We start from the raw sequence: 21,666 nt of genomic DNA, 5'->3' as shown, positions 1-21,666 counted from the left end.
CGCAGCAAGAAGTTATCAAGCACTGTGGCAGGCCGTAGGCCAAGTCTGCGACCTCTTCACAAAGCAAGAGTGCAACAACTTCTTCAAAACAGCTGGATACATGACCGATTAAACGCGACAAGCTCTAAAAGAAAGCCCGGGCAAGGCGTGTAGCCAATGCCGAAGACTCATTACTAACAAGTAGCGCAGGTATTGCCTGCCGCCTTGCTCATCCCGACTTCCGGGAATTCTGGTTCAACACTGCATGGGATGCCATGTGGTGCTGTTGGTGTTTGTGCACACTGTGAGCTAGATCGGAATGCGAATGCGAACGCGCAGGCCGCCCAGTGGAGACTGGCGCAAGAAGATTTCCCCCCCATGACTTCTTACAATATCCCTTGCAATCGCCAGGCCGAGGCCTGAGCCACCGCTGTCCTGATTGCGGGCCGTATCAAGCCTGTGGAAGGGACGGAAGACGTTCTCCCGCTCTTCACGAGGGATACCCGGACCGTCATCATCAACTGTGATGATTAGCCAGTCGGGTGTTCGATTGCCCTTGATGCGCAGCGTCTTGCCATAGCGTGCCGCATTGGAAATCACGTTCAGAAGACAGCGCCGGAAGGCCCGGCCTTTGACGATGACAAGGGGATCTCCGTCGAAGGAGGATGCAACATCAGCGCCAACAACCTCTGCCTCGACCTCCAGATCCTCCAGCATGAGCGAGATATCGACCGGAGCAGGCGGCTCGTCACCATAGCCTTTGGAGAAGGAAAGATAGTCCTCCAACATGCGGTTCATTTCGTCAACGTCTTTACGCAGAGCATCTGCCTCAGGGGACTGAGGAAGAAGAGCAAGCTCAAGACGGAACCGCGTGAGGATGGTTCGCAAGTCATGGCTGACGCCTGCAAGCATGGTCGTGCGCTGATCAACATGGCGCTCAATTCTGCGGCGCATGTCAACGAAGGCAAGAGCGGCACGGCGGACTTCACGAGCCCCATGTGGGCGGAAGTTGGAGACTTGCCGACCTTTGCCGAACTCCTCGGCAGCATCTGCCAGTTGCTCGATTGGCCGGATTTGGTTTCTGAGGAACAAGACCGCGATAATGATCAGAACCAGCGAGGTGGCGACCATCCAGACGATGAAGATGTGAGAGTTTGACGCATATGTCTGGCTGCGACGGGCAATGATGCGGAGCGTCTTGTCCTCAAGCTGGATGCGGATTTCGACGTATTTTGAAGCGCCGACAGTGTCAATCCAAAATGGCTTGCCTATGCGCGCAGCAATCTCGCGGGTCATATACCGATCCACCAGATCAAATAGTGGTTTTGATTTTGGTGGTGGGAGAGGCTCCTTGGGAAGAACCGTAACGGACAGACCCAGCGCACCTGCGCTGATTTGCTTAAGTGTCGCGTAGTTGTCGTCGTGATTATAAGTTTCTGTCATGTCGACAACAGCAGCAATTTGCCGAACGACAGCCTCAGACAGGCGGCGTGTTACCAGATCGTAGTGGCGCTCCATGAAAACGAAAGCGAGGACTGATTGCAGGATGAGGAAGGGGATGACGATGATCAGCAGAGCGCGGACATAAAGGCCCTTCGGAAGCCGATAATGCAGCCAGCTGGTCACCGCGAAGTAGGGCTTTAAAAGCGTTCTGATCCATTGTGGAAGTGTGAACCGGTCTGATAAGCCCATTGTCCTCTCGCTGCTCGCCTGTGCGCTGGCTGCTATAATGGCAGCTAGTTGGTAATAAGCCGATAACCTATCCCACGCACGGTCTGCAGGTATAGGGGATTGCCGGGGTCTTCCTCAATCTTTCTTCTCAAGCGGTTCACCTGAACGTCGATTGTGCGTTCGCCAAGTGCAGCATCTGCTCCCACCAGATCAGTTCGTGCTACAGTTTGACCAGGCTTTTCTGCAAAGGTGTTGAGGATCTGCTTTTCACGGTCTGTCAGGCGGACATGCTCGTCATTGCGTTTTAGTTCTCCGCGTTCTGCGTTGTATTGGAACGGGCCGAACGCCAAGACTTCGAGCTTCATTTTTGGCTTTGGGCCACCTCTGCGGAGGATGGCAGAAATTCTAAGGAGCAATTCGCGTGGTTCAAACGGTTTTGAAACATAATCATCGACGCCAGCTTCCAGTCCTTCAATCCGATCTTCAATATCGGAGCGGGCTGTGAGCATGAGGATGGGGACAGCTTTGGAACGGCGCAGGTCTTTTGCGAGCTCGATTCCGCTTTCGCCCGGCATCATGACGTCCAGAATGAGCAGGTCGAACTCCAGGCCGGATAATCTGCGGCGGGCTTCTTCTGCGTCTCTTGCGACGGTTACCCGAAAACCGCTTTCTCCGAGAAACCTTTGGAGCAGGTCGCGGATACGGCTGTCATCATCAATCAGGAGAATGTGAGGTGCATCATCTTCCAGAAGAGCAGAGCGGGCCACGGTAATTCCTCAATCTGTTTGTTTGGTGATGAGACGGGCAACTTCGCTGCGATCATTCTCATCAATCATAAGATATAAAAACTGGCGGACAATCTCATCACTGCCATCTGGCATCATGGAGATCGCCTTATTAATACGTTGGGACTGGAGTTTGGATAGTCGGGCACAAAATTCTGTACCTTTTTCAGTGGTATATAGCAGGCGCTGACGGCGGTCCAACGCTCCTGGTTCCTGACAAATGAAGTCATCATCCACCAACTGTTTCAAAACACGTCCCAAACTTTGCTTCGTGATTTTTAAAATGTCGAGCAGGTCAGAGACTCTGATTCCGGGGTTTCTGTGCACAAAATGAAGAACACGGTGATGGGCACGACCAAAACCCAGCTCATCGAGAAGCACATCCGGATCACCCGTAAAATCGCGATAAGCGAAGAAAAACAGTTCAATAAGGTCAAACCGTGGTGAATCGCTGTCTTTTTTATTCATTTCCTGTCCCGGATAACTGCCTATTTTTTAATCTTACAAAAAATACGTCAGTCATGTTGACTTATTTCAGAATGATAGTTACAAGTTACTCATCGCTGAAGAAAGGAAAGAACTCAACACGTCGCATGTGCGCAATAGTTGAAAAATTAATTTCTTCGTCGGTTTTACGTCGTGGGTAGGTATTGATCATCTGTAGTTGTAATACGGCTGCTCTGTATACCTGTCCTTTATAAACTCATTGATTTAGCTAGAACACACCTTGACTGGCAAGTCCTTGCCTTGCCTGCACCGTGAATTGTTCGCCATATGGAGAAGAGAAATGGCGGGTATACCCTTTGATCAACTAGAAGGCTCAATCTGGTTGGATGGAAAAATTGTTCCGTGGTCAGAGGCCAAGGTGCACGTGCTCACGCACGGTTTGCACTACGGAAGCAGTGTGTTCGAAGGTCAACGCGCCTATGGTGGCGAGATCTTCAAGCTGGAAGAACACACTAAGCGCTTGCATGCTTCTGCTGAGGTTCTGGGCTTCACTATTCCGTGGGGCGAAGAGCAGATTAACGGTGCGTGTAAACAGATGCTTGCAGAAAACAACTTGACAGACGCTTACCTGCGTCCGGTTGCCTGGCGCGGCAGTGAGATGATGGGCATTTCCGCTCAGTCCAACACCATCCACCTGGCGATTTCTGCCTGGGAGTGGCCAAGCTACTTCTCTCCAGAAGAGCGTTTGAAGGGTATTCGTCTGGATCTGGCGGAATATCGCCGCCCTGATCCAAAGACTGCGCCGTTCAAGTCGAAGGCAGCTGGTTTGTACATGATCTGCACAATCTCCAAGCACGCTGCAGAAGCAAAAGGTTATTCTGATGCTTTGATGCTGGACTGGCAGGGCCGTGTTGCTGAAGCAACTGGTGCCAACGTCTTCTTCATCAAAGACGGGGCAATCCACACTCCGATTGCAGATTGTTTCCTTGATGGTATCACACGCCGCACTGTGATTGATTTGGCACGTGCTCGCGGTATCGAAGTGATTGAGCGTCGTATCATGCCTGAAGAGATGGAAGGCTTTGAACAGTGCTTCCTGACTGGATCAGCTGCTGAAGTGACACCGGTTTCTGAAATCGGACCGCACAGTTTTGCTCCGGGCGATATCACTAAGCTGATGATTGAGGACTACATGGCTGCGGTGCAGCCAGCGAAAGAAGAGTTGCTTGTTGCTAGCTGATTTCTTCGCTGCATAATAATTCAAAACCCGCTGCTTTGACTAAGTAGCGGGCTTTCTTGTCTTATTAGGTTGCGAGTTGTTGCTCTTTCTGCTGCCTGAAGAGCTTGCCGTTTTCAGTTACTAAGACGCAGATCAAACCAAGGACCGAGAACAATGCAGTCCCATAGACGAGCGGTAGTTCAGTCCCGTCATACAGTTTTCCAATGCCAGCGCCAAGTAACGCACCGATTAGTGTGGTGACGAAGCCGATCATCGCTGAGCCTGCGCCAGCAACCCGCCCTAGTGGTTCCATCGCCATGGTGTTGAAGTTTGGGCCAATGAAGCCAAAGAAGAACATTGCCAACGACTGGATTGCAATGAAGGAGACGATGGATAGCGTTCCGCTGAAGGCAATCGCCGCGAGGAGCACCGATGTTGCTGCAAAACCAAGGATCGCCATGTGTGACATTTTTCTCAGGCCGTACTTCTCGACCATCTGAGAGTTCAGGTAGGAGGAGAGGGCCATCGCGATTGATATTGCTGCAAACACGATTGGAAACAGTTCAGCAAGCGCAAAGTGCTCCATGAAGACCTGTTGCGCGGAATTAATGAACGCAAACAGGCAAGCAAAGATAAATGTCATTGCCATCATGTAGCCAACGGTCACGCGTGTTGTAAGAGCTAATCGGTAAGAACTGAGAACAGACCGTAGTTCCAAAGGCCGCTGATTCACAAGGGCGAGGCTTTCGGGAAGTCGCATGACGCACCAGATTAACAGAATTACACCAAATAGGGTGAGAGCAGCGAATACGCCCTGCCATGGAGCGAACCACAGAACAACTTGCCCGAGGAATGGTGCTATCACCGGTGCAATCTGGAACGCTACCATGACCAAGGACATGACCTTGCCCATTTGACGACCGCTGTACCAGTCCCGGATCATTGAGATGGAAGCAACACGTGGTGCAGCTGCGCCTATACCCTGAAGGACGCGAGCTGCGAGCATGTGCTCATAACTTACAGCAAATGTCGAATATATTCCGCCAATGATGTACAGGCTAAGACCAATTAACAATGTGGTTCGGCGACCGATCATATCTGAAAGCGGCCCGAAAAAGAGAGAAGCAAAAGCGAGACCAAGCATATAGGCTGTGATCACCAATTGGCGATCGTTGTCAGAGACGGATAATGCTTTGCTCATGGCTGGAAGAGCCGGAAGCATCATAGACGTCGCAACCGCGTTTAGCGCCATAAGCGCCGCAACAAGGCTGACAATTTCCACAAAGGAAAGCCCAGGATGAGGTACTCGCTCGTGCCGCAGAGATGTGCCTGCGGGCATAAGGGACCTATGTGTTGGGTGTAAGAATGGTAAAGGGTAGTTGACACTACCACAAATTTCTAGTCGAATTTACGCAAAAAAAAGGCTATATCAAGGCAAGATAAGTATAATATATGCGCTTAACATGCATAAATTTTCTAGTTTGCCTTAATGTCTGGAGTTTCTCCAGCGTGCTGCATCGGCATCATCAACTGCTTTGGCCTCGACCCAAGTTCCTTCAGATGTCTCTTTGAGATGCTCCTTCTTCCAGAATGGCGCCTGAGTTTTTAGGAAGTCCATTAGAAAGTCAGAGGCTTCGAAGGCTGCGCGACGATGTGAGCTGGTTGCTATGACTAATACAATATTGTCGCCTGGAGGAATTTTGCCAAAGCGATGAATGATAGTGAGGCCTGTCAGAGGCCAACGTTCAACGGCTTGCTGTGCAAACTTTGAAATTTGAGCTTCGGCCATGCCTGGGTAATGTTCTAGCTCTAGAGCTTCAAGTGTACCGCCTTCATCGCGGCAGAGGCCGGTGAAGGTAACGATAGCTCCGACATCCTTACGGCCTTTGGTGAGGATTTCGGTTTCCGCTAAAACGTCGAAATCTTCAGCCTGAACGCGGACTGTAAATTCTGTGGTGGTGCTGTTTGACATGGTACTCGCAGACTTTGAGATATGCTGGAGGGAAGGTGTTCCTCAACCGCCTGTCATCGGCGGGAAGAATGCAACTTCTTCAGTTCCAGACAATACGTGATCTTCTTCCACATGTTCCTGATTGACTGCGATGCGAATGGTTTCTGGTTGTTCGAAGGCAAACGCATAACCTTCATCACGAGCTGCGAGCCAACTTATCAATTCGCCAGCGGTTTTAACAGTTTCCGGAAGCTCAATGGTTTCCTCAGAAGTTCCAGTGCGCTCACGCAGCCAAGCGAAGTAACGAATTTTCATGAGATTGAGCCCCGGTATTGTGTGGCTTCCTTTTCATGGAAGCCTTGTCTTTTACAGGAATTAGTCTTCAATCAGATGGCCAATTCCGGCGCGAAAGTAGTCATACCCCGTATATAGGGTCAAAATCGCTGCGACCCAAAGTAGCACTATACCAGTCGATGTAGTGTAGGGGAAAACAACATCGCCAGCATCACCTGCGAGCAAAAAGCCTAGGGCAACGAGTTGAACAGTGGTTTTCCATTTAGCCAGTTTGGTAACAGGGACCGAAACACGAAGCTCAGCAAGGAACTCACGCAAGCCAGAAACAAGGATTTCTCGGCAAAGAATGATGATAGCGGCAAAGATAGACCAGTTTCCGATTGTTTGATCCCATGCCAATATAAGTAGGCAAACAGAAACAAGAAGTTTGTCGGCAATTGGGTCCAGCATACGGCCAAGAGCGGACTGTTGCTGCCAAATTCTGGCGAGGTAGCCGTCAAAGAAATCCGTGATTGCAGCTATGAAGAAGATACTTAATGCAATCCAACGGGCGGTGTGGGTTGGGAAATAGAAACACACAGCCAGAGCTGGCACAGCAGCAATACGGCCGTAAGTAAGAATATTTGGAAGAGAAAATATAAGCTTACGGGACATATGAACCTTCAAGTTTACGCGGCTAACAAGCGCTCATAGGCAGGGTGTGCACATCCAAGTGCGTCCTGTCAATTGTAGCACGCTTATTTGTGCAGGACTTCAGGGGAGTATACGGGATTATGTAAACATCCTGTCACCCATTTCGTTAATGATCTGCTTTGCCTTGCGTGAAGAGAACTCTTTTGCTTCATCCTCAGAGCCATGTGTGTCTGCGCGGATAAAGGTGTGTTGCTTGGTCTCTTCACCAAATTGCTTGGTGATGCGGCCCGCAGTTTGCCACTGTCCTCCACGGCGCGAAGGCTCAGAGTAAATCAGATAGCCTTCAAATTCTTCTGCTTTCGCAGTTGGCGCTGAGTTTTCATCTTTTTTGCCGCCAAACAGATTTGAGAAAAAGCCCATGTTTATTCTCCCAGACTAAACGTAGTTTTATTGGTCTACAGGTTCGCACATCATGTCGGAGAGTGCATCCTTGTTTTCACCGGTGGGTTCCCCAAGTTTGCGCATGGACCAGTGTTTTCTGCAAAGCGAGATGTAGGATTCCTCACCGCCGATGACAACCTGATCACCTTCTTCGACAATGTTTCCGCTTTCATCCACGCGGGCCACCATTGTTGCTTTGGATCCGCACCAGCAGATGGTTCTCACTTCGCGGAGGATATCTGCAATGGCGAGGAGTGCGGCACTGCCTGGGAACATCTTGCCCTGAAAATCGGTTCTCAAACCGTAAGCCATTACAGGAATACGAAGATGATCAGCAACATTGGCCAGCTGCCAGACCTGTTCCTCTGTCAGGAATTGCGCTTCATCGATGAAAACGGCATTGAACTGGTGTTCTTTGAGTTGTTCCTCAATACAAGCGAACAGATCAAGCTTTGTGTCGTAGATGAGGGCGTCTGATTTCAAACCTATACGTGATGAAATCTCTCCGACCTTGGTGCGATTGTCGAGGGCTGCTGTGAACAGCAAACTGCGCATGCCGCGTTCCTGATAGTTATAGGAGGCCTGCAATAGCAGAGTGGACTTACCAGCATTCATTGCGGAGAAATTGAAATATAGTTTTGCCATTGGCCCTTCGCGGCGCGGCGCGCCTCATCGCGTTCAATCTGATCAGGTCTTCATACATGGATTCGTGGGAGAGGCCAGAACCCTGGGAGGTTACTCACAAGGTTCCACGGCAAACTTTTAACGTGAGGCGTATCCAGCGACCAAACTTGGTAATTCACGCATGCAGGCTATGGAATGATCTGGCAGAACAGGGGATTGGTTGTTATGCTGCAGAGGGTTAAACCAGACGGACGTGGCGCCGATATTGTTTGCACCTGCGATGTCGTGTTCCAATGAGTCGCCTACGTGGATGAGCTTGTCGGGGCTCATGCCAGCCATTGAAAGCATAGCATCAAAGAGACGGGGGTCCGGTTTTTTGTAGGGATACTCTTCTGCCATCACCACGAAGTCGAAGAGGTGGGCGATACCTGTGCTTTTAGGGCAAGAGTTGCCATTGGTGATAAGTGCTGTCTTGTAGTTTCGCTTCAGTGTTGCGAGCGTTTCTTTGACATGAGGGTAAAAGTAAGGGTCTCCGAAGCGGACTTTCTTGAAGATCTCCAGCGCCTGCTCGGACAAATCCTTAGCATTGCTCAGTGGATTAAGTGCTTGTTCAAATGAAGCTCTTCGAATTTCCAGATAGCGAATGTTGCTGGGGTCTGCGTCTTCAACGAGGGATTTATGTACTTTTTTGAGGCGTTTGGGCGTGATGGGTTTGTCAGAGTAATGGCTTAAAAAACTGGCGGTGGTGATGAGGGCTTCGTCCAGAATTCGTTGAAAATCAAAGAGGGTTTGGTCTGCATCGAAGGATATAAGCAATTCTCGTGGCATTCCAAATTTCCCTCCGAACCGGTCCCTATAAAGTTATTATATGCTTACTTTAGGGTAATATGTGAAGTGTCGCGAAGATTGGAAAATGGTCTGAGCCGACATCTTCGTCAATTATGAGGTCTTTGATTATAATTTCTTCAGAAGAGGTGATGTGATCGACTTTTGATCCCAACACTTTTCCAAGAAATGGATTGATAAAATATCGAGTTGTCTGCGGAATGAGGCTGGTGAACGTTGTTTTCAGCTTCAAATCTGAAAGCAGTTTCTGAAAGGTATCTGACCAGACAGGGGTGTTCCAGTCCCCTAAAACCATAATGGGTGAATCTGTCCGCTGTTCCCGGATGTAATTTGACACGTAATTCATGTAGGTCGTCCGTCCGTCCAGGCGACGTTGACTGCGTGGACTTGCCGGGTGGATTGCATAGAGCTGGATCAGGGTGCCGTTGATGTCGATATCTGCGCTCAGGAACTCGCGCGGGATGTACCCGTTTTGCCCAAGGCCAGGTATATGAACCCGTTTTGAGTTCTTTAGCGGAAATTTGCTGAAGACTGTGAGATCAGTGTCGCGCTTTGCTGGGGGCAGGATAGCGTATTGATAATTCTCTGTAAGGAATGTTTTCAGGCGAGGAGTTGCGCTTGCGGTTTCCTGAAACACGATCAGGTCTGGTTGACGTTTTTCAATCAGCTCTTGCAAGGCCTCCTTCTCGAACTGCATATGCAGGAGATTGAGGCTCATGACGTTGAACGACTTGCTCTTGGGGTGGTTATCCAGAATTGCGACAGGTTGAGTGACGAGACGGATGCTGGTGACCATCCAGAAGCTGGAGATGATCAATCCTAAGAGGCAGAGTAAATGGAGCCAGTGCAGCTTTCTGGCCAGTACGAGCCAGAGAAGGAGACCGACAAAACCTACTGCGATAAGCTGAGGGATGAAGAAAGCTACCGCTTCGCTCAACAGGTTTCCGGGAGCGAATAAAGAGGCGAGGAGCAAGAAGGTGACTGCAAGTGTTCCTGCGCGCACCAGATGAAGCAAGATCGGGGTATTTGGTTTTTTCTTTGATAATACCCTGTCTGAACGCACTGCTCTCACCTTTGGTTGTTAAGTTTTGATGAGAATAGCGTATAGTCGTTTTCTATTTGTGAAAACAATGCGTTATCCCGTGATTATTCGTGGAAGTGGTTGTAGATCAGTTTTGCAATGCTTTCAGAGATTCCCGAAACAGCTCGCAAGTCTTCGATGCCAGCTTTTGAAACTGCTTTTGCTGTGCCGAAGTGACGAAGCAGAACGCGCTTTCTTGTCGGGCCAATACCTGCGATTTCGTCCAGTGGATTTGCGACGATTGCCTTCTTGCGGCGAGCTCTGTGGGAGCCGATCGCGAAGCGGTGTGCCTCATCTCGCATGCGTTGCACAAAGTACAGGACCGGATCACGTTCAGGTAACATGAAACTTTGTTTGCCCGTGACGAAGAACTTCTCGCGTCCTGCATCGCGATCAGGACCTTTTGCGATGCCGACCAATGGGATGTCCGTGATGCCCATCTCTTCGAGTGTTTCGCGAACGGCGCTGAGCTGGCCTTTCCCGCCATCGATCAGCACCAAATCAGGCCATGCAGGGATGTCAGCATTGGATGGTGCGACATCCTGCTCTTCTTCACCGGCTTTTGGCTCAGTTTTTGATTGTGCGGTGAAACGGGCGGCTTGTTCGTAACCTTCCGGGTTTTCCTTCATCAGGCGGGCGAAACGGCGTGAGAGCACTTCTCGCATCATGCCGTAGTCGTCGCCCGGGATCAGGTCTTCTGACTTGATGTTGAATTTTCTGTACTGACCTTTCGCAAAGCCATCAGAGCCCGCAACAATCATTCCGCCAACAGCATTGGTGCCTGAGATGTGGGAGTTGTCGAAAACATCGATGCGACGTGGCGTACGGTCCAGATCAAAGGCTTCAGCGACGCCCTTCAAGAGTTTCAGCTGGCTGGATGTCTCAGCAAGCCTACGGCCAAGAGCGCCCTTGGCATTCGTGAGCGCATGCTCCACCAATTCGCGTTTTTCGCCGCGCTTTGGTATTGCAACTTCGACCTTGCGATTGGCCCTTGCAGAGAGGGCTTCTGCCAGTAGTTCTTGCTCTTCCAATTCATGAGAGAGCAAGACCATACGTGGTGGTGGTTTATCCTCGTAGAACTGGGAGAGGAAGCTCTCCAGAATTTCCGAGGGTTCGTAGCTTTTATCCGCTTTAGGGAAGTATGCACGGTTGCCCCAGTTTTGTCCTGTGCGAAAGAAGAAGACTTGTACGCATGTCTGGCCACCTTCCTGATAGGTGGCGAAAACATCTGCTTCTTCAATGCTCTGCGGATTGATGCCCTGATGACTCTGAACATGTGACAGTGCAGAGATGCGGTCGCGATAGACAGCCGCCTGTTCAAAGTCGAGGTTCTCTGAGGCTTTTTCCATAGCGACTGCCAGGTCTTGTTTGATGAGCTGGCTTTTGCCTGAGAGGAAGGACTTTGCTTCAGCAACAAGTCCTTTGTAGTCCTCAATGGAGATCTCGCCAGTGCATGGTGCTGCACAACGCTTGATTTGATAAAGCAGGCAAGGGCGTGAGCGATTGGAATAGTAGCTGTCGGAGCAGTTGCGGATGAGAAACGCTTTTTGCATGGCATTGATGGTGTCGTTGACAGCGCCAGCGGATGCAAATGGTCCGAAGTAATCACCTTTGCGGGCCCGAGCACCGCGGTGTTTGATCAGGGCAGGGGCTTCATGGTCGGCACTGATCAGAATGTATGGAAAGGACTTGTCGTCGCGTAGAAGTACGTTGAAGCGAGGGCGCAAACGCTTGATGAGGTTTGCTTCCAGCAGCAAGGCTTCTGGTTCTGTGCGGGTTTCAACAAACTCCATGGCAGCGGTTGCCATGATCATCCGCATAATGCGGTTGGATTGGCCCTGAAGCCGAGTGTAACTTGTGACGCGCTTCTTCAGTGACCGGGCTTTGCCCACATAGAGGACTTCGCCGTCCTCATCAAACATGCGGTAGACGCCGGGGCCAAGGGGCAAGCGTTTTACGAAGTCTGCAATGACTTCAACACCCTTTACGCCAGGTTTGCGTGGCGCGGCATTGCTTTCAAACTGGATGTCTGGATTGCTTTGGGGCACATCGACATTGTCTTCTGCTTGAGCAGGCATGTCAGATGTGTCTTTAGCCATGATCCAATTACTCTCGGTGTATGCTGAAATAAAATATGGAAACGCACCTTATCCGATTCAACGGCAGGTGCGGTCTCTCAGAAGTGTTTTAGTTGTGTGTCCTAGATGAAATCCAGAGCAAATACGCCGTAGATGTAAGCGACATAGGCAACGCTAAGGAATATGCCCCATGCTTTGCCGAGGCACAGACGCTTGGCGGCAAAGATATACAGCAGTACGGCACAGGCTAGCATGACCCAGATGTCGTAGACGAGGATTTGTTCTGGGATCGGGATTGGAATGATTGTGACCGTGATGCCCATGATCGCCAGCAGATTAAATACATTTGAGCCAATGACGTTGCCGAGAGCCACTGCTGAATGCTGACGGAGGGCTGCCATGACGGTTGTTGCAAGCTCTGGCAGCGAGGTGCCAAGTGCAACGACAGTTAGACCGATGACGGCATCGGACACGCCCCAGGATGATGCCACATCAGTTGCCCCGGAGATCGTCAGTTGAGCTCCAAGCGGCAGGCCGATCAGGCCCAGAACGAGGAAGAGTGCTGCAATCGCTTTATTTTCTGGAACGGAATCGACGTCGAGATCGTCTTCTTCATCTCCTTCAGAAGCCGTTACACAGCAAGAGTCGTTCTCTTTTTTATGCTTCTTGGTTGCGCGGACTGAATCTCCCAGAAAGATTAGAAGCAAAACAAGAAGGCCGATACCTGCATAATGGGTTAGCGTACCCATGAAGCAGAGTGCTGCAAAAATGACGGAGACCACAAGCATGAACAGAGCGTTTCTGTGAGCTCCATTTTCATCGCATGGCGTTGTTGCGATCAGAGCAGGTACACCAAGAACCAGCAGTACGTTTGCGATGTTGGAGCCGACAACGTTACCGATTGCAACACCGCTGACACCGTCGAGAGCAGCTTTTAAAGAGATAAAGAGTTCTGGTGCAGAGGTACCAAAGGCGACAATGGTCAAACCGATGATGAGAGTTGGAATTCCCAGAGCCTGAGCAATTGACACAGCGCCGCGTACAAGCAAGTCACCGGCAAAAATCAATAGTGCGAGACCTCCGAGGAGGGCAGCATATGAGAAAAGCATAGGCTGAAATTCCAATTATGTAAGGTTATTTGCTACGCCAAAGGGGGCATACAGGAGTCTGACCGGGTATATAGACAGGTTTGCCGCGTTCTTGAAGTGTCTCAGATCACTTTTGACACCAGATCTCTGCAAAAATTTCAGTCGGTAGAATTGATCACAGCTTGTGTATAGTAAAATGGCCACTCAAATAGTATGCATTACCTAGCGTAAACAACAGGTTGTCAAAGGTGCCATATTCTTTCTGTAGTTTGCCTTGAATTAACCAGAATTCGTGTCAGATCCAGCCACAAAGTCAAATCATACCTTTCTCCATCCTGGGGCGGTCTCATTTGATCGCCTTCCCCCAGCGGATGCGTTTCATGCGCTCCGTTTATAATTTGTTGGAGAATGATACATGCTGCGTATTGCGTCTTGTACCGCTATCGCTTTCGGTCTGATGGCCGGCACTTCCCTTGCTGCTGACCTCCCTCAGCCAGTACAGCCAAGTCAGCCAGAAATTTCTTATGAAACACCAGCGACCTTTTCTGCGTATGACTGGTCTGGTGCTTACATTGGTGCCAACGCTGGTTGGGGATTCCTCGGCGCTGATGGCAAAAGCGGTGCATCCGGTGCATTGGATGACGACCAGAATGGTGTAACTGCGGGCGTTCATGCCGGTTACAACTTCATGGTTGCTCCAAGTGTTGTCCTGGGTGCTGAAGCTGACATTCAGTACAACGACCTTGAAGAGAAAAGCGCTGGCGTAGAGCTGCAGTCCGACTGGAATGCAACCGTTCGCGCTCGTGCAGGTTACGCTCTCGACCGTACGCTTGTATACGGTACAGGTGGTGCTGCATTCAAAGATCTGACTGCAAAATCCTCTGCAGGCAAAGATGACACAATCGCAATTGGTTACGTTGTAGGTGCTGGTGTTGAACACGCAGTAACCGACACTCTGACTGCTCGCCTTGAATACCTCTATCAGGACTTCGGCGATCAGAAGTTTGACTTCGGTGGCAACACTGAGAAAACTAAGATTGATGAAAATCTGGTACGCGCAGGCGTTTCCATGAAGTTCTAATTGAACTGATTTTCTGCTTTAAAGGCGCATGCTTCCGGCATGCGCCTTTTTCGTTTTTAGCTTCTCTCAAGCATTTCTGGTGTCTGTGTTTCGTTGTAGGCCGGAACCTGCGCAACAAAAGCATCATGCCAGCGAACCAGTTTCGGGTTGTTCTGTCGCCATTCCCCATTCGCTCGTAAATCGAGATAACCTAATGAGCAAGCAAGTGCGATCTGGGCACAGTCCGGAATGCCGTTGGTTTCTGTTGGAGTTGGCAAAGGATGGTCATTGAAGGCTTTCAATGTGCGATCAACTTTTCCTTGCTGACGGTCGATCCAGGTCCGGTTCCAGTGTTCTTCCGGGTGGTTCCTTGTTTCAATCTGAGCTTGAATGGCGGCATCAGTGATGCCATCTGCCATTGCCTGTTTCGTAAGGACTGAGATGCGGGTGCCGTCTGGCGGGATGATCTTGCCTCCACCAGCCAGAGTGTCGAGCAGCTCCAATGCGACGCGGCTGTCGTAGACTACATCGCCATTTTCCAGCAGAAGTGTTGGGACTTTTGCAAGTGGGTTTTGTTCGTACAAAGAGCCTTCGGATGCTCTTGTGTCAGCCCAATCGACTTTCACCTGTTCCTGAAGTTCCAGAACAGCAGCAGCGATACGCGCTTTGCGTCCATAAGGGGAGGTTGGTGACGTGCGGAGGATGACCATTCTGCCTAAACTCCCGGCTCAGCTTTGGTTTTGTCGAATGAAGGTACGCTAGAAGCGAAGTCATCCAGCCAAGCAACGAGTGTCGGATAGGATTTACGCCATTCACCTGCGAAACGAAGATCAAGGTATCCAAGAGCACAGGCCAGGGCTATCTGAGCTGCATCCGGAGAATTATGCTGGACCTTTGGCAGAGGGTTGTTTTCGAAGGCTGTCAGTGCGCGATCAACCTTTGCCTGCTGGTAGTCCACCCAGTCCTGATGCTTCTTTTCTTCCGGGCGCATACGGCTTTCATAAACGATTTGGATTGCCGCATCGCAGATACCATCTGCAAGGGCTTGTTTGGTCAGAATTTCAAATCGTTCAGCACCTGCTGGAAACAGCTTTTCGCCACCAGCCGTATAGTCCAGATATTCAGTGATGACGCGGCTGTCGTAGAGTACGTTGCCGTCTTCAAGGACAAGACACGGGATTTTGCCGAGCGGGTTTTGCTGGCGGAGCGTGTCATTGGGATCGAGTGTCTGCGCGACTTCAATATTCACTTTGTCTGCGAAGCCTAGCACGTACAGTGCGAGCTTGATTTTGCGACCAAAGGGAGAAGCGCTGGAGGAACGGAGAGTTTGCATGGCAGCCACCTGTAAAACACTAGATCATGTTGCAACGCGCATCCTTATCCGAAACCCGGAGGTGCATTCGGTGATACGCTCTAGGAGAATTGAGTGGTCTGCACGATATCCGTGTTTCTTCCAATAATGCAAGGGACTTCGATTTGATTGTGTCAGAGCTTGCGGTTACTGGGCGAGCTCCTTCGCAAAATGCTCGACAGCATTCCAATCGGTAAATTCGACAGTGAGTTTGGGGTCTGTCGGGCCATTGGTCATCTTCATGATGAGTTGGATCATCACTCGATCCCACGGCTTGTAGTCAGGATAGTTGAGAGCACCTGCAAAGACAGCAACCTTCTTTGGCTCAAACTTCGATTTCTCCAAGTATTTCCTGAGGTATGCGTTGGTTTGCGGGGTGCTCTTCTCCGGCTTTCGGGCCGTCAGGTTGACTGAAAAGAAAGCTGTATGTGCCTGATTCAGTTCGGCCAAATTGCGGCTGACAAACTGGCGAACCGGACGTAAGTGGAAGCCATAGCGGATAGGGGCTCCAATGAGAATTCGGTTGTCCTTCAAATCAGTTGGGAGCTGTTCCACCCCTGTTACAAGAGGGAGGAAGACGATCTTTTCTCCATTCTTTTCAAGAAACTCTGAGATCTTGCCAATTATTTTTTTAGTCTGGCCGTCATGACTGGCGTAGGCGAGATAGTATTTCATCAGTTGTGAACCCGTAGGACTGTGCTGAGATCGAATATAAATCTCATGTGCACACAGTCCTAGGAGGCATGATGTAGCAAGGCGTTGCGTTAGCGGGGTATGATTTCCTGCTCTGGTCGAACTGTCCGGCATTCGCCATCGTAGACCCTGAACTTGTCGAGGCCGTCAAGGCAAGCTTTGACGCCCCATGAAAGGCCAAGGAAGCCATCATACTGCACCAGTGCGTAATAGATGCGGTGGCGGGTGTCGTCGCTTAGTGTTGCTACGCCATTGCAATAGCGGCGGCCCACTGGGCTTGGGCGTCTGATTGTGAAATCTGACTCGCGAATTTCTTCGATCAGCTTGATCTCTAATCCGTCATAATAACTTGGAACAGCACGTGCGATTTGCCGTGCGACGGCTCTTTGCGCCTTGCCTGAGTCACAGGCTGGCAGATAGTCGCCGGACCAACCGAAATAGACTTTCTCATTAGGATCGATGAAATCCTCTTCGTCTATCTGCGGGATGGTTGTGTCATAGCTCCCCGGAGGAACGAGATCAGCAGCAAATGTCGTTCCGGTGGCAACACTCAGTACAGTTGCAGTCAGTAGGGTCAGGATTGATCTCGCGCGCATTAACACTCTCCACGGAAAGGCTGGCTGGTCTGAAGCAGCGGACAGCTGCCTGCAGGAAGCGTTTATGCACCAGCCTCTTTGTGAGGCGCGACGAGATACTAAAAAGCGCATGAGCTTTGGCCCTGCGCTTCTAGCAATCAGTGATTTGCTGTTTTGGGTCAATCAAAGGTTCTGAGGGGTTACTCAGGAATAACCTGTTCCACGTTCCATGACGGGTTGATGCCTTGCGTCAGAGTTTTGCAGAGCCATGGCAGAGCGGTGTTCATGTCTTTTGTGAGTGTCCAAGGAGGATTGATGACCATCATCCCGCTGGCCTTCATTGGCACGTCCTTGCTGACTTTACCTGCCGACAATTCGATTTTCACAGTGTTGCGGATGCCAGCTTCGTCAAGCGTAGCAATGAGTTGTCGAACTGCACTGAAGTTTTTGACTGGATACCAAATGGCAAATGTTCCAGTTGGCCATCTCTTCCAACCGCGGATAACGCCATCTGCAACGCGTGCGAATTCATCTTCCACTTCGAACGCCGGATCGATCAGGACGACACCGCGTCTTTCTTTTGGGGGGAGGAAGCTACCCAATGCGAGCCAGGCATCCAGTGCAATCACCTTGACCTTTTTGTCCCCGCCGTAATTGTTCTTCAGCTCTTCAAAATCTTCTGGATGAAGTTCTGTGAGTGTCAGACGGTCCTGTTTTCTGGCGAGCATACAGGCAATTTCAGGGGAGCCGGGGTAAAATTTTACGCCGCCACCCGGGTTGAGAGTCTCGACTGTCTCCAGCCAGGGAGCGAGAACTTCCTTCACAGGAACTGGCGCATCGCCAAGATTTTCCAGCACTTTGCCGATGCCTTGCTGCCACTCTCCGGTTTTCTGGGCCTCTTCAGAGGTCAGATCATACAGGCCAATTCCGGCATGCGTGTCCAGTACTCTGTAGGCTCCATCTTTTTTCTGGAGGTACTTCAAGATGTTGGCGAGGACGATATGTTTGAGTACATCGCCAATGTTGCCTGCGTGGTAAATGTGCCGGTAGTTCATGGTGGGCGCCTGTTGGCCTTTATCGTGCGCTGCTGCCAGGGTGGAGTTCTCTAGAGGCGCTCTTGTTAATAGGTTTGTTGTCGGCCTTATAGTCTGATGGTGGGCAGGGACACAAGCCGCAAAGCTCTCTACTGAGCCCAAAACTAAAGGCAGCAAAGTGCTGCCTTTAGTAAATCAACAGTGCAAGTCCAAGGTGGTTAGTCCTGGCCTATGCTGTCAAAGTCGTCGCGCATCTCTGGCTGAGATTCAGCTGTTTCAGATGAAACTGCAGTGCCGTCTTCCAGTCGCAGTTCAACTGCCTTTGGACCTTTGCCCCGGCGATCAGGTTCTGTCTCAAAGGAAATCCGCTGCCCACTATCAAGGGTTGTCAGACCGGAGCGCTCAACAGCTGAGATATGGACGAATACATCGCTTTCGCCATTATCTGGTGTGATGAAACCGAAGCCTTTATCCAACTTGAAGAACTTGACAGTGCCAGACTGGCGAGGTCCCCGTTCAACTGGTGGGTAGCTGCGTCGTCCGCCTCCACCACCGTTTGGTCCGTCCCGGAAGCCACCGCCTCCGCCATCACGGTTGCCATACCCGCCACCACGATCATTGTCGCCATGCCCGCTCGCGCGATGGTCGTTATTCCGGTCTCCGCCGTATCCTCCCGGACTGCGGTTACCGTAGGGACCCCTGCGTTCATTTTCCACCACAGGAGGCGCGTAGGCGCCTCGCTCAGAATCTCCAGGAAAATATGCTGGTGCCCCAAACTCCGGGCCGAAATTCTGCGAATCCCCAAATTCGCGCTTGCCGCCTCGCTTGCTGCGTGGACGACGACCCGAATTCCCATTATGCATTACAATATCGCCTTTCCTGCGGATTTAAACCTGCCAGTATCCGCATGTACTCGCTTTCTCAAAGCCAATTGCCCGTCCGAAAACACACAAAGTAATAATCAAATGTCTTAGTGGGGCTTTGGTTAAGAGCTCCTACCTGCCTTGCATCGCAAACAATCCCTAATTGCTTGGCCGGGTAATAATAGTGGCCAGTTCAACATAGGCAGTCTTTACGTATGCGCGGCATATCATAGGGTTCAGTTTGGTAATAGGGCAAGCTTTTCCTAGGGAAGGTGGAGGTAAAACCCTATGAAATTGGGGGTATAGCCAGAAATGGGAGGATAAAAGCCTATTATTTACATCTAAAATATCGAATAATTTTGCGAAGACAAATGATATTTGCATGTTTGATTGTCGCTGCAATTATAAATGGTATTTGCATAGGGTTAGTTTTGGGGTTGTATTTAAAAACCGTAATATTAGCAGGTTTCTGAAAGGGCTGAGAGTAGCTCAGCATATCTGATTACTGTATGGTGCGAAGAACTCGGAATTTGGAGATGAAGCACTTATGAGTGATGCCAGCAATAAAGCAGATCTGACGGGAATTCAGATAACTGTTGTTCCGGTCACTGCCTTCCAGCAGAACTGTAGCATCGTGTGGAACAAGAATACGCGCAAAGCTGTTGTTGTTGATCCGGGTGGAGATGTGGATCACATTCTTGCTGCGCTTAAAGAGCTGGATGTGACTGTAGAGCATATCCTCATCACTCATGGGCATATCGACCATATCGGCGGTGCTGCTGAACTGGCAGAGACGCTGGATGTTAAAGTGATTGGCCCGCATGAAGATGATCATCCGCTGATTGATCGTGTTGAAGATCAGGCCAAGCAGTTTGGATTAGATGCAGTCAAGAAAGTAGAGCCAGATCAATGGCTTGTTGAAGGTGATGTCGTCACTGCTGCGGGAGCTGAATTTCAGGTTCTACACTGCCCAGGCCATGCGCCGGGGCATGTTGTGTTTTACAACAAGGATCTGAAGCTGGCGATTTCGGGTGATGTGTTGTTTGCAGGGTCGATTGGGCGAACTGATCTGCCGGGTGGTGATCATGATACGCTTATCGCCTCAATCAAGGAAAAGCTTTTGCCGCTGGGTGATGACATTACGTTCCTGCCAGGACATGGACCAGCTTCTTCGCTTGGCCACGAAAGGCTGAACAATCCATATCTGAAGTAGTCGGCGGCTATTTGAGAGTTTGAGTTCCCCTTTTTTATCGAAGGATTGCCTGGAGTTCGTCGATGCGCTCGTTGATGAGCCAGCCGTAGTAATTTTCTCGTGGCAAATGTGCTGGTGTTATTCTGCGCTTGTTCCGATAGGAAATAGCGCGTTCCCAAGGGTTTCCGAGATTATATAGGGTCGATGTGATGCCAGGGTTTTCGGAGATATCGACGTTAGCGACCTTTTTGTAAGCGTTGATGGCGTCCCTTAGCACTGCTGCAGTGTAGTGAATTGATTTGTTTGGATCCATCACCGTTTTATAAAGGCCAGAGGCATCTTTTGAGCTGAGTTTTGGCAGGCCGCTGATGCTGCTGACCATGTCATTCATCTTTAGGGCCGTAAGTGGCGTTATCTGACCTAAACCGAAGCTTTGGCCTGCGAACATTGGTCTGAAAAAAGCTCTGTGAAAAGGCTCTCGCGGATAGCGGATCGAGCCGATTGTTTTGCCCATAAACCTTGTGTTCCAAATGAGTTCGTAGCATCTCCACCGGCTGTTGCTGGTTTCCTGGCGGCGGCATGTGTTGAATTGCGGGCGCTTTACAAAACTCCAGACTTTCTCGCCGTCATGTTGGAAAGAAATGGGAATTCGCGCGTATTGCAGAGCCTTCATGTAATAGCCCTGAGCGCTGTCGAGGCTATCATAATTGTAGGTATGCTCTCCAACGATCGCACCCAGGATGTGGACCGGGTCTATGTTGTACAGACTGGCGACCTTCTTGATGTTCTTGATCAGGCGGCCTTCTCGTTTAAGCACTTTAAGAATGCGCTGAAACTTTTTTTCATAGGTTCGCTTGAAGGCTTTGGTACGCGTTGCAGAAGCGCTGGGGATGGTCGGCTGACTTTGGAGGCGATTGCCAGAGGGAACCACAAGCGGAACATTTGCCTGTGCTGAGCTTAACAATAAGTCAGGTGAAGATAAGACTAGGGCCGTTACTAAAAAGAATGCACTTGCTTTTATAGGTATTATCATAGCAATCGAACTCTGCACTATTAATCGCTGTTGATTTTGATTGCTTGATACGTATCTGAATTGTCCTAAAAATCTATTCAGATTCTATGTTTTGCTTTCTAGCGTAAGTAAGTTGTTGCTTTTTACAACTGTGGCCACTTAGGTATTGCTTGAATTCATTGGCGACAGAGATGCGCACTTGTATTACGCCGCTTTGAATAAAGCCGAGTTCTGCTGCAGCAGCTTTGGAAATATCAATCAGGCGGTTTTGGGCATATGGGCCGCGATCATTGATCCGGACCGTCAAAGACTTGCCGTTTGACAGATTGGTTACAAGCACTCTTGTACCCATCGGCAATGTCAGATGAGCAGCTGTGAGCTTTGCTGGGTCCATCTTTTCCCCATTCGCTGTTTGAGAGTTGAGGGCATACCAGGATGCTTCTCCGCATTGGGCGGTTCTTTTTATTTCCACCTGATGAGGGCGCAAGATGAAGGCGACAGACACTATCAAGATAGCGGCGATGAACAGAAGGAGAGCAGAGATGCGACTACCGCGATGGGTTAAGCCTTTATTGTTCCAAGACATTCTGAAGCCTATTGGCAATTTAGCTACGTCAATTATACAGGGTTTCCCTTGTTTTAGGGACCAGAGAGATTTTCTGTGTTGTTGAGTTGGTTTATGTAGATTGAAAAAAATGATCACGTTTGTAGCGGTGCGTACCGCGCGAACATATTCCGGATAGGGGAAT

Annotated in this window: 24 protein-coding genes; 3 read left to right on the top strand and 21 right to left on the bottom strand. The window is 50.1% G+C overall.

The window, feature by feature from the left end; all coding sequences use genetic code 11:
- Nucleotides 1–288: 288 nt before the first annotated feature.
- From PsAD37_RS24440 to PsAD37_RS24430, 3 genes are read right to left on the bottom strand one after another with little or no spacing between them, the layout of a single operon-like run.
- Entirely contained in the window at nucleotides 289–1,671 is a 1,383-nt protein-coding gene (locus PsAD37_RS24440; RefSeq protein ID WP_063298292.1) for an ATP-binding protein, read from the bottom strand.
- Nucleotides 1,672–1,715: 44 nt separating this feature from the next.
- Nucleotides 1,716–2,417: a response regulator gene (locus PsAD37_RS24435; RefSeq protein ID WP_063298291.1), complete on the bottom strand. Its 702-nt coding sequence runs from the start codon at nucleotides 2,415–2,417 to the stop codon at nucleotides 1,716–1,718.
- A gap of 9 nt (nucleotides 2,418–2,426) precedes the next feature.
- Nucleotides 2,427–2,903 (bottom strand): MarR family winged helix-turn-helix transcriptional regulator, encoded by a 477-nt coding sequence (locus tag PsAD37_RS24430; RefSeq protein ID WP_057463584.1) that lies wholly within the window; start codon nucleotides 2,901–2,903, stop codon nucleotides 2,427–2,429.
- 319 nt (nucleotides 2,904–3,222) lie between these two features.
- On the opposite strand from PsAD37_RS24430, the gene PsAD37_RS24425 reads away from it, so the two are divergent.
- Complete coding sequence (locus PsAD37_RS24425) at nucleotides 3,223–4,122, top strand: branched-chain amino acid aminotransferase (protein ID WP_063298290.1); 900 nt, start codon at nucleotides 3,223–3,225, stop codon at nucleotides 4,120–4,122.
- Nucleotides 4,123–4,186: 64 nt separating this feature from the next.
- On the opposite strand, the gene PsAD37_RS24420 is transcribed toward PsAD37_RS24425, so the two are convergent.
- The 10 genes from PsAD37_RS24420 to PsAD37_RS24375 form a co-directional block, all read right to left on the bottom strand.
- The gene (locus tag PsAD37_RS24420) at nucleotides 4,187–5,383 is read right to left on the bottom strand and encodes a multidrug effflux MFS transporter (RefSeq protein ID WP_244272561.1); all 1,197 of its coding nucleotides are present in this window, start codon (nucleotides 5,381–5,383) and stop codon (nucleotides 4,187–4,189) included.
- A 204-nt stretch (nucleotides 5,384–5,587) separates the two neighbouring features.
- On the bottom strand, nucleotides 5,588–6,073 hold the full coding sequence (locus tag PsAD37_RS24415) for a molybdenum cofactor biosynthesis protein MoaE (protein ID WP_063298288.1): 486 nt from the start codon (nucleotides 6,071–6,073) through the stop codon (nucleotides 5,588–5,590).
- A 42-nt stretch (nucleotides 6,074–6,115) separates the two neighbouring features.
- Nucleotides 6,116–6,367, bottom strand: coding sequence for a molybdopterin converting factor subunit 1 (moaD, locus tag PsAD37_RS24410; protein ID WP_063298287.1), 252 nt, complete (start codon nucleotides 6,365–6,367; stop codon nucleotides 6,116–6,118).
- Between the two features lie 60 nt (nucleotides 6,368–6,427).
- Complete coding sequence (gene pgsA, locus PsAD37_RS24405; protein ID WP_057463579.1) at nucleotides 6,428–7,000, bottom strand: CDP-diacylglycerol--glycerol-3-phosphate 3-phosphatidyltransferase; 573 nt, start codon at nucleotides 6,998–7,000, stop codon at nucleotides 6,428–6,430.
- Between the two features lie 117 nt (nucleotides 7,001–7,117).
- A complete protein-coding gene (locus PsAD37_RS24400; protein WP_063298286.1) occupies nucleotides 7,118–7,399 on the bottom strand; it encodes an HlyU family transcriptional regulator in 282 nt (93 codons plus the stop codon).
- Between the two features lie 27 nt (nucleotides 7,400–7,426).
- Entirely contained in the window at nucleotides 7,427–8,065 is a 639-nt protein-coding gene (locus tag PsAD37_RS24395; RefSeq protein WP_063298285.1) for a thymidine kinase, read from the bottom strand.
- A gap of 117 nt (nucleotides 8,066–8,182) precedes the next feature.
- Nucleotides 8,183–8,872, bottom strand: coding sequence for an HAD family hydrolase (locus tag PsAD37_RS24390; RefSeq protein ID WP_063298284.1), 690 nt, complete (start codon nucleotides 8,870–8,872; stop codon nucleotides 8,183–8,185).
- Nucleotides 8,873–8,921: 49 nt separating this feature from the next.
- A complete protein-coding gene (locus PsAD37_RS24385; RefSeq protein ID WP_084408099.1) occupies nucleotides 8,922–9,953 on the bottom strand; it encodes an endonuclease/exonuclease/phosphatase family protein in 1,032 nt (343 codons plus the stop codon).
- Nucleotides 9,954–10,036: 83 nt separating this feature from the next.
- The gene (uvrC, locus tag PsAD37_RS24380; RefSeq protein WP_063298282.1) at nucleotides 10,037–12,070 is read right to left on the bottom strand and encodes an excinuclease ABC subunit UvrC; all 2,034 of its coding nucleotides are present in this window, start codon (nucleotides 12,068–12,070) and stop codon (nucleotides 10,037–10,039) included.
- A gap of 101 nt (nucleotides 12,071–12,171) precedes the next feature.
- Complete coding sequence (locus PsAD37_RS24375) at nucleotides 12,172–13,158, bottom strand: calcium/sodium antiporter (RefSeq protein ID WP_063298281.1); 987 nt, start codon at nucleotides 13,156–13,158, stop codon at nucleotides 12,172–12,174.
- A 394-nt stretch (nucleotides 13,159–13,552) separates the two neighbouring features.
- On the opposite strand from PsAD37_RS24375, the gene PsAD37_RS24370 reads away from it, so the two are divergent.
- Nucleotides 13,553–14,218 carry an outer membrane protein gene (locus PsAD37_RS24370; protein WP_063298280.1) on the top strand — a complete coding sequence of 222 codons (666 nt, stop codon included), beginning with the start codon at nucleotides 13,553–13,555 and terminating at the stop codon, nucleotides 14,216–14,218.
- Nucleotides 14,219–14,274: 56 nt separating this feature from the next.
- Here PsAD37_RS24370 and PsAD37_RS24365 read toward each other — a convergent pair whose 3' ends face one another.
- The 6 genes from PsAD37_RS24365 to PsAD37_RS29445 all read right to left on the bottom strand — a co-directional run bounded on the left by PsAD37_RS24365 (nucleotide 14,275) and on the right by PsAD37_RS29445 (nucleotide 18,713).
- Complete coding sequence (locus PsAD37_RS24365) at nucleotides 14,275–14,907, bottom strand: glutathione S-transferase family protein (protein WP_063298279.1); 633 nt, start codon at nucleotides 14,905–14,907, stop codon at nucleotides 14,275–14,277.
- Nucleotides 14,908–14,912: 5 nt separating this feature from the next.
- Nucleotides 14,913–15,530, bottom strand: a complete 618-nt coding sequence (locus tag PsAD37_RS24360; protein ID WP_063298310.1) for a glutathione S-transferase family protein — start codon at nucleotides 15,528–15,530, stop codon at nucleotides 14,913–14,915.
- Nucleotides 15,531–15,695: 165 nt separating this feature from the next.
- Nucleotides 15,696–16,223, bottom strand: a complete 528-nt coding sequence (hemG, locus tag PsAD37_RS24355) for a menaquinone-dependent protoporphyrinogen IX dehydrogenase (protein ID WP_063298278.1) — start codon at nucleotides 16,221–16,223, stop codon at nucleotides 15,696–15,698.
- Between the two features lie 89 nt (nucleotides 16,224–16,312).
- The gene (locus tag PsAD37_RS28970) at nucleotides 16,313–16,837 is read right to left on the bottom strand and encodes a hypothetical protein (RefSeq protein WP_208992063.1); all 525 of its coding nucleotides are present in this window, start codon (nucleotides 16,835–16,837) and stop codon (nucleotides 16,313–16,315) included.
- 179 nt (nucleotides 16,838–17,016) lie between these two features.
- A complete protein-coding gene (locus PsAD37_RS24345; protein WP_063298277.1) occupies nucleotides 17,017–17,871 on the bottom strand; it encodes a 23S rRNA (adenine(2030)-N(6))-methyltransferase RlmJ in 855 nt (284 codons plus the stop codon).
- Between the two features lie 197 nt (nucleotides 17,872–18,068).
- Complete coding sequence (locus PsAD37_RS29445; protein WP_063298276.1) at nucleotides 18,069–18,713, bottom strand: cold-shock protein; 645 nt, start codon at nucleotides 18,711–18,713, stop codon at nucleotides 18,069–18,071.
- A gap of 547 nt (nucleotides 18,714–19,260) precedes the next feature.
- On the opposite strand from PsAD37_RS29445, the gene PsAD37_RS24335 reads away from it, so the two are divergent.
- A complete protein-coding gene (locus PsAD37_RS24335) occupies nucleotides 19,261–19,926 on the top strand; it encodes an MBL fold metallo-hydrolase (protein WP_063298275.1) in 666 nt (221 codons plus the stop codon).
- Between the two features lie 34 nt (nucleotides 19,927–19,960).
- On the opposite strand, the gene PsAD37_RS24330 is transcribed toward PsAD37_RS24335, so the two are convergent.
- Entirely contained in the window at nucleotides 19,961–20,938 is a 978-nt protein-coding gene (locus tag PsAD37_RS24330; RefSeq protein WP_063298274.1) for a DUF1402 family protein, read from the bottom strand.
- A gap of 73 nt (nucleotides 20,939–21,011) precedes the next feature.
- Complete coding sequence (locus tag PsAD37_RS24325; RefSeq protein WP_063298273.1) at nucleotides 21,012–21,503, bottom strand: septal ring lytic transglycosylase RlpA family protein; 492 nt, start codon at nucleotides 21,501–21,503, stop codon at nucleotides 21,012–21,014.
- Nucleotides 21,504–21,666 lie beyond the last annotated feature (163 nt).

This window comes from Pseudovibrio sp. Ad37 (assembly GCF_001623075.1).
In the GTDB taxonomy this organism is placed as follows: Bacteria; Pseudomonadota; Alphaproteobacteria; order Rhizobiales; family Stappiaceae; genus Pseudovibrio.
The sequence above is the reverse complement of the archived record's forward strand: the minus strand, read 5'-3'. Positions and strand labels throughout refer to the sequence as shown.

Coding starts and splice junctions, on each gene's coding strand:
- PsAD37_RS24330 (WP_063298274.1), bottom strand. CDS start 20,938: ATGATAATACCTATAAAAGCAAGTGCATTCTTTTTAGTAACGGCCCTA.
- moaD (WP_063298287.1), bottom strand. CDS start 6,367: ATGAAAATTCGTTACTTCGCTTGGCTGCGTGAGCGCACTGGAACTTCT.
- PsAD37_RS24325 (WP_063298273.1), bottom strand. CDS start 21,503: ATGTCTTGGAACAATAAAGGCTTAACCCATCGCGGTAGTCGCATCTCT.
- PsAD37_RS28970 (WP_208992063.1), bottom strand. CDS start 16,837: ATGCGCGCGAGATCAATCCTGACCCTACTGACTGCAACTGTACTGAGT.
- PsAD37_RS24365 (WP_063298279.1), bottom strand. CDS start 14,907: ATGGTCATCCTCCGCACGTCACCAACCTCCCCTTATGGACGCAAAGCG.
- hemG (WP_063298278.1), bottom strand. CDS start 16,223: ATGAAATACTATCTCGCCTACGCCAGTCATGACGGCCAGACTAAAAAA.
- PsAD37_RS24390 (WP_063298284.1), bottom strand. CDS start 8,872: ATGCCACGAGAATTGCTTATATCCTTCGATGCAGACCAAACCCTCTTT.
- PsAD37_RS24395 (WP_063298285.1), bottom strand. CDS start 8,065: ATGGCAAAACTATATTTCAATTTCTCCGCAATGAATGCTGGTAAGTCC.
- PsAD37_RS24430 (WP_057463584.1), bottom strand. CDS start 2,903: ATGAATAAAAAAGACAGCGATTCACCACGGTTTGACCTTATTGAACTG.
- PsAD37_RS24360 (WP_063298310.1), bottom strand. CDS start 15,530: ATGCAAACTCTCCGTTCCTCCAGCGCTTCTCCCTTTGGTCGCAAAATC.
- PsAD37_RS24370 (WP_063298280.1), top strand. CDS start 13,553: ATGCTGCGTATTGCGTCTTGTACCGCTATCGCTTTCGGTCTGATGGCC.
- pgsA (WP_057463579.1), bottom strand. CDS start 7,000: ATGTCCCGTAAGCTTATATTTTCTCTTCCAAATATTCTTACTTACGGC.
- PsAD37_RS24425 (WP_063298290.1), top strand. CDS start 3,223: ATGGCGGGTATACCCTTTGATCAACTAGAAGGCTCAATCTGGTTGGAT.
- PsAD37_RS24400 (WP_063298286.1), bottom strand. CDS start 7,399: ATGGGCTTTTTCTCAAATCTGTTTGGCGGCAAAAAAGATGAAAACTCA.
- PsAD37_RS29445 (WP_063298276.1), bottom strand. CDS start 18,713: ATGCATAATGGGAATTCGGGTCGTCGTCCACGCAGCAAGCGAGGCGGC.
- uvrC (WP_063298282.1), bottom strand. CDS start 12,070: ATGGCTAAAGACACATCTGACATGCCTGCTCAAGCAGAAGACAATGTC.
- PsAD37_RS24375 (WP_063298281.1), bottom strand. CDS start 13,158: ATGCTTTTCTCATATGCTGCCCTCCTCGGAGGTCTCGCACTATTGATT.
- PsAD37_RS24345 (WP_063298277.1), bottom strand. CDS start 17,871: ATGAACTACCGGCACATTTACCACGCAGGCAACATTGGCGATGTACTC.
- PsAD37_RS24440 (WP_063298292.1), bottom strand. CDS start 1,671: ATGGGCTTATCAGACCGGTTCACACTTCCACAATGGATCAGAACGCTT.
- PsAD37_RS24415 (WP_063298288.1), bottom strand. CDS start 6,073: ATGTCAAACAGCACCACCACAGAATTTACAGTCCGCGTTCAGGCTGAA.
- PsAD37_RS24335 (WP_063298275.1), top strand. CDS start 19,261: ATGAGTGATGCCAGCAATAAAGCAGATCTGACGGGAATTCAGATAACT.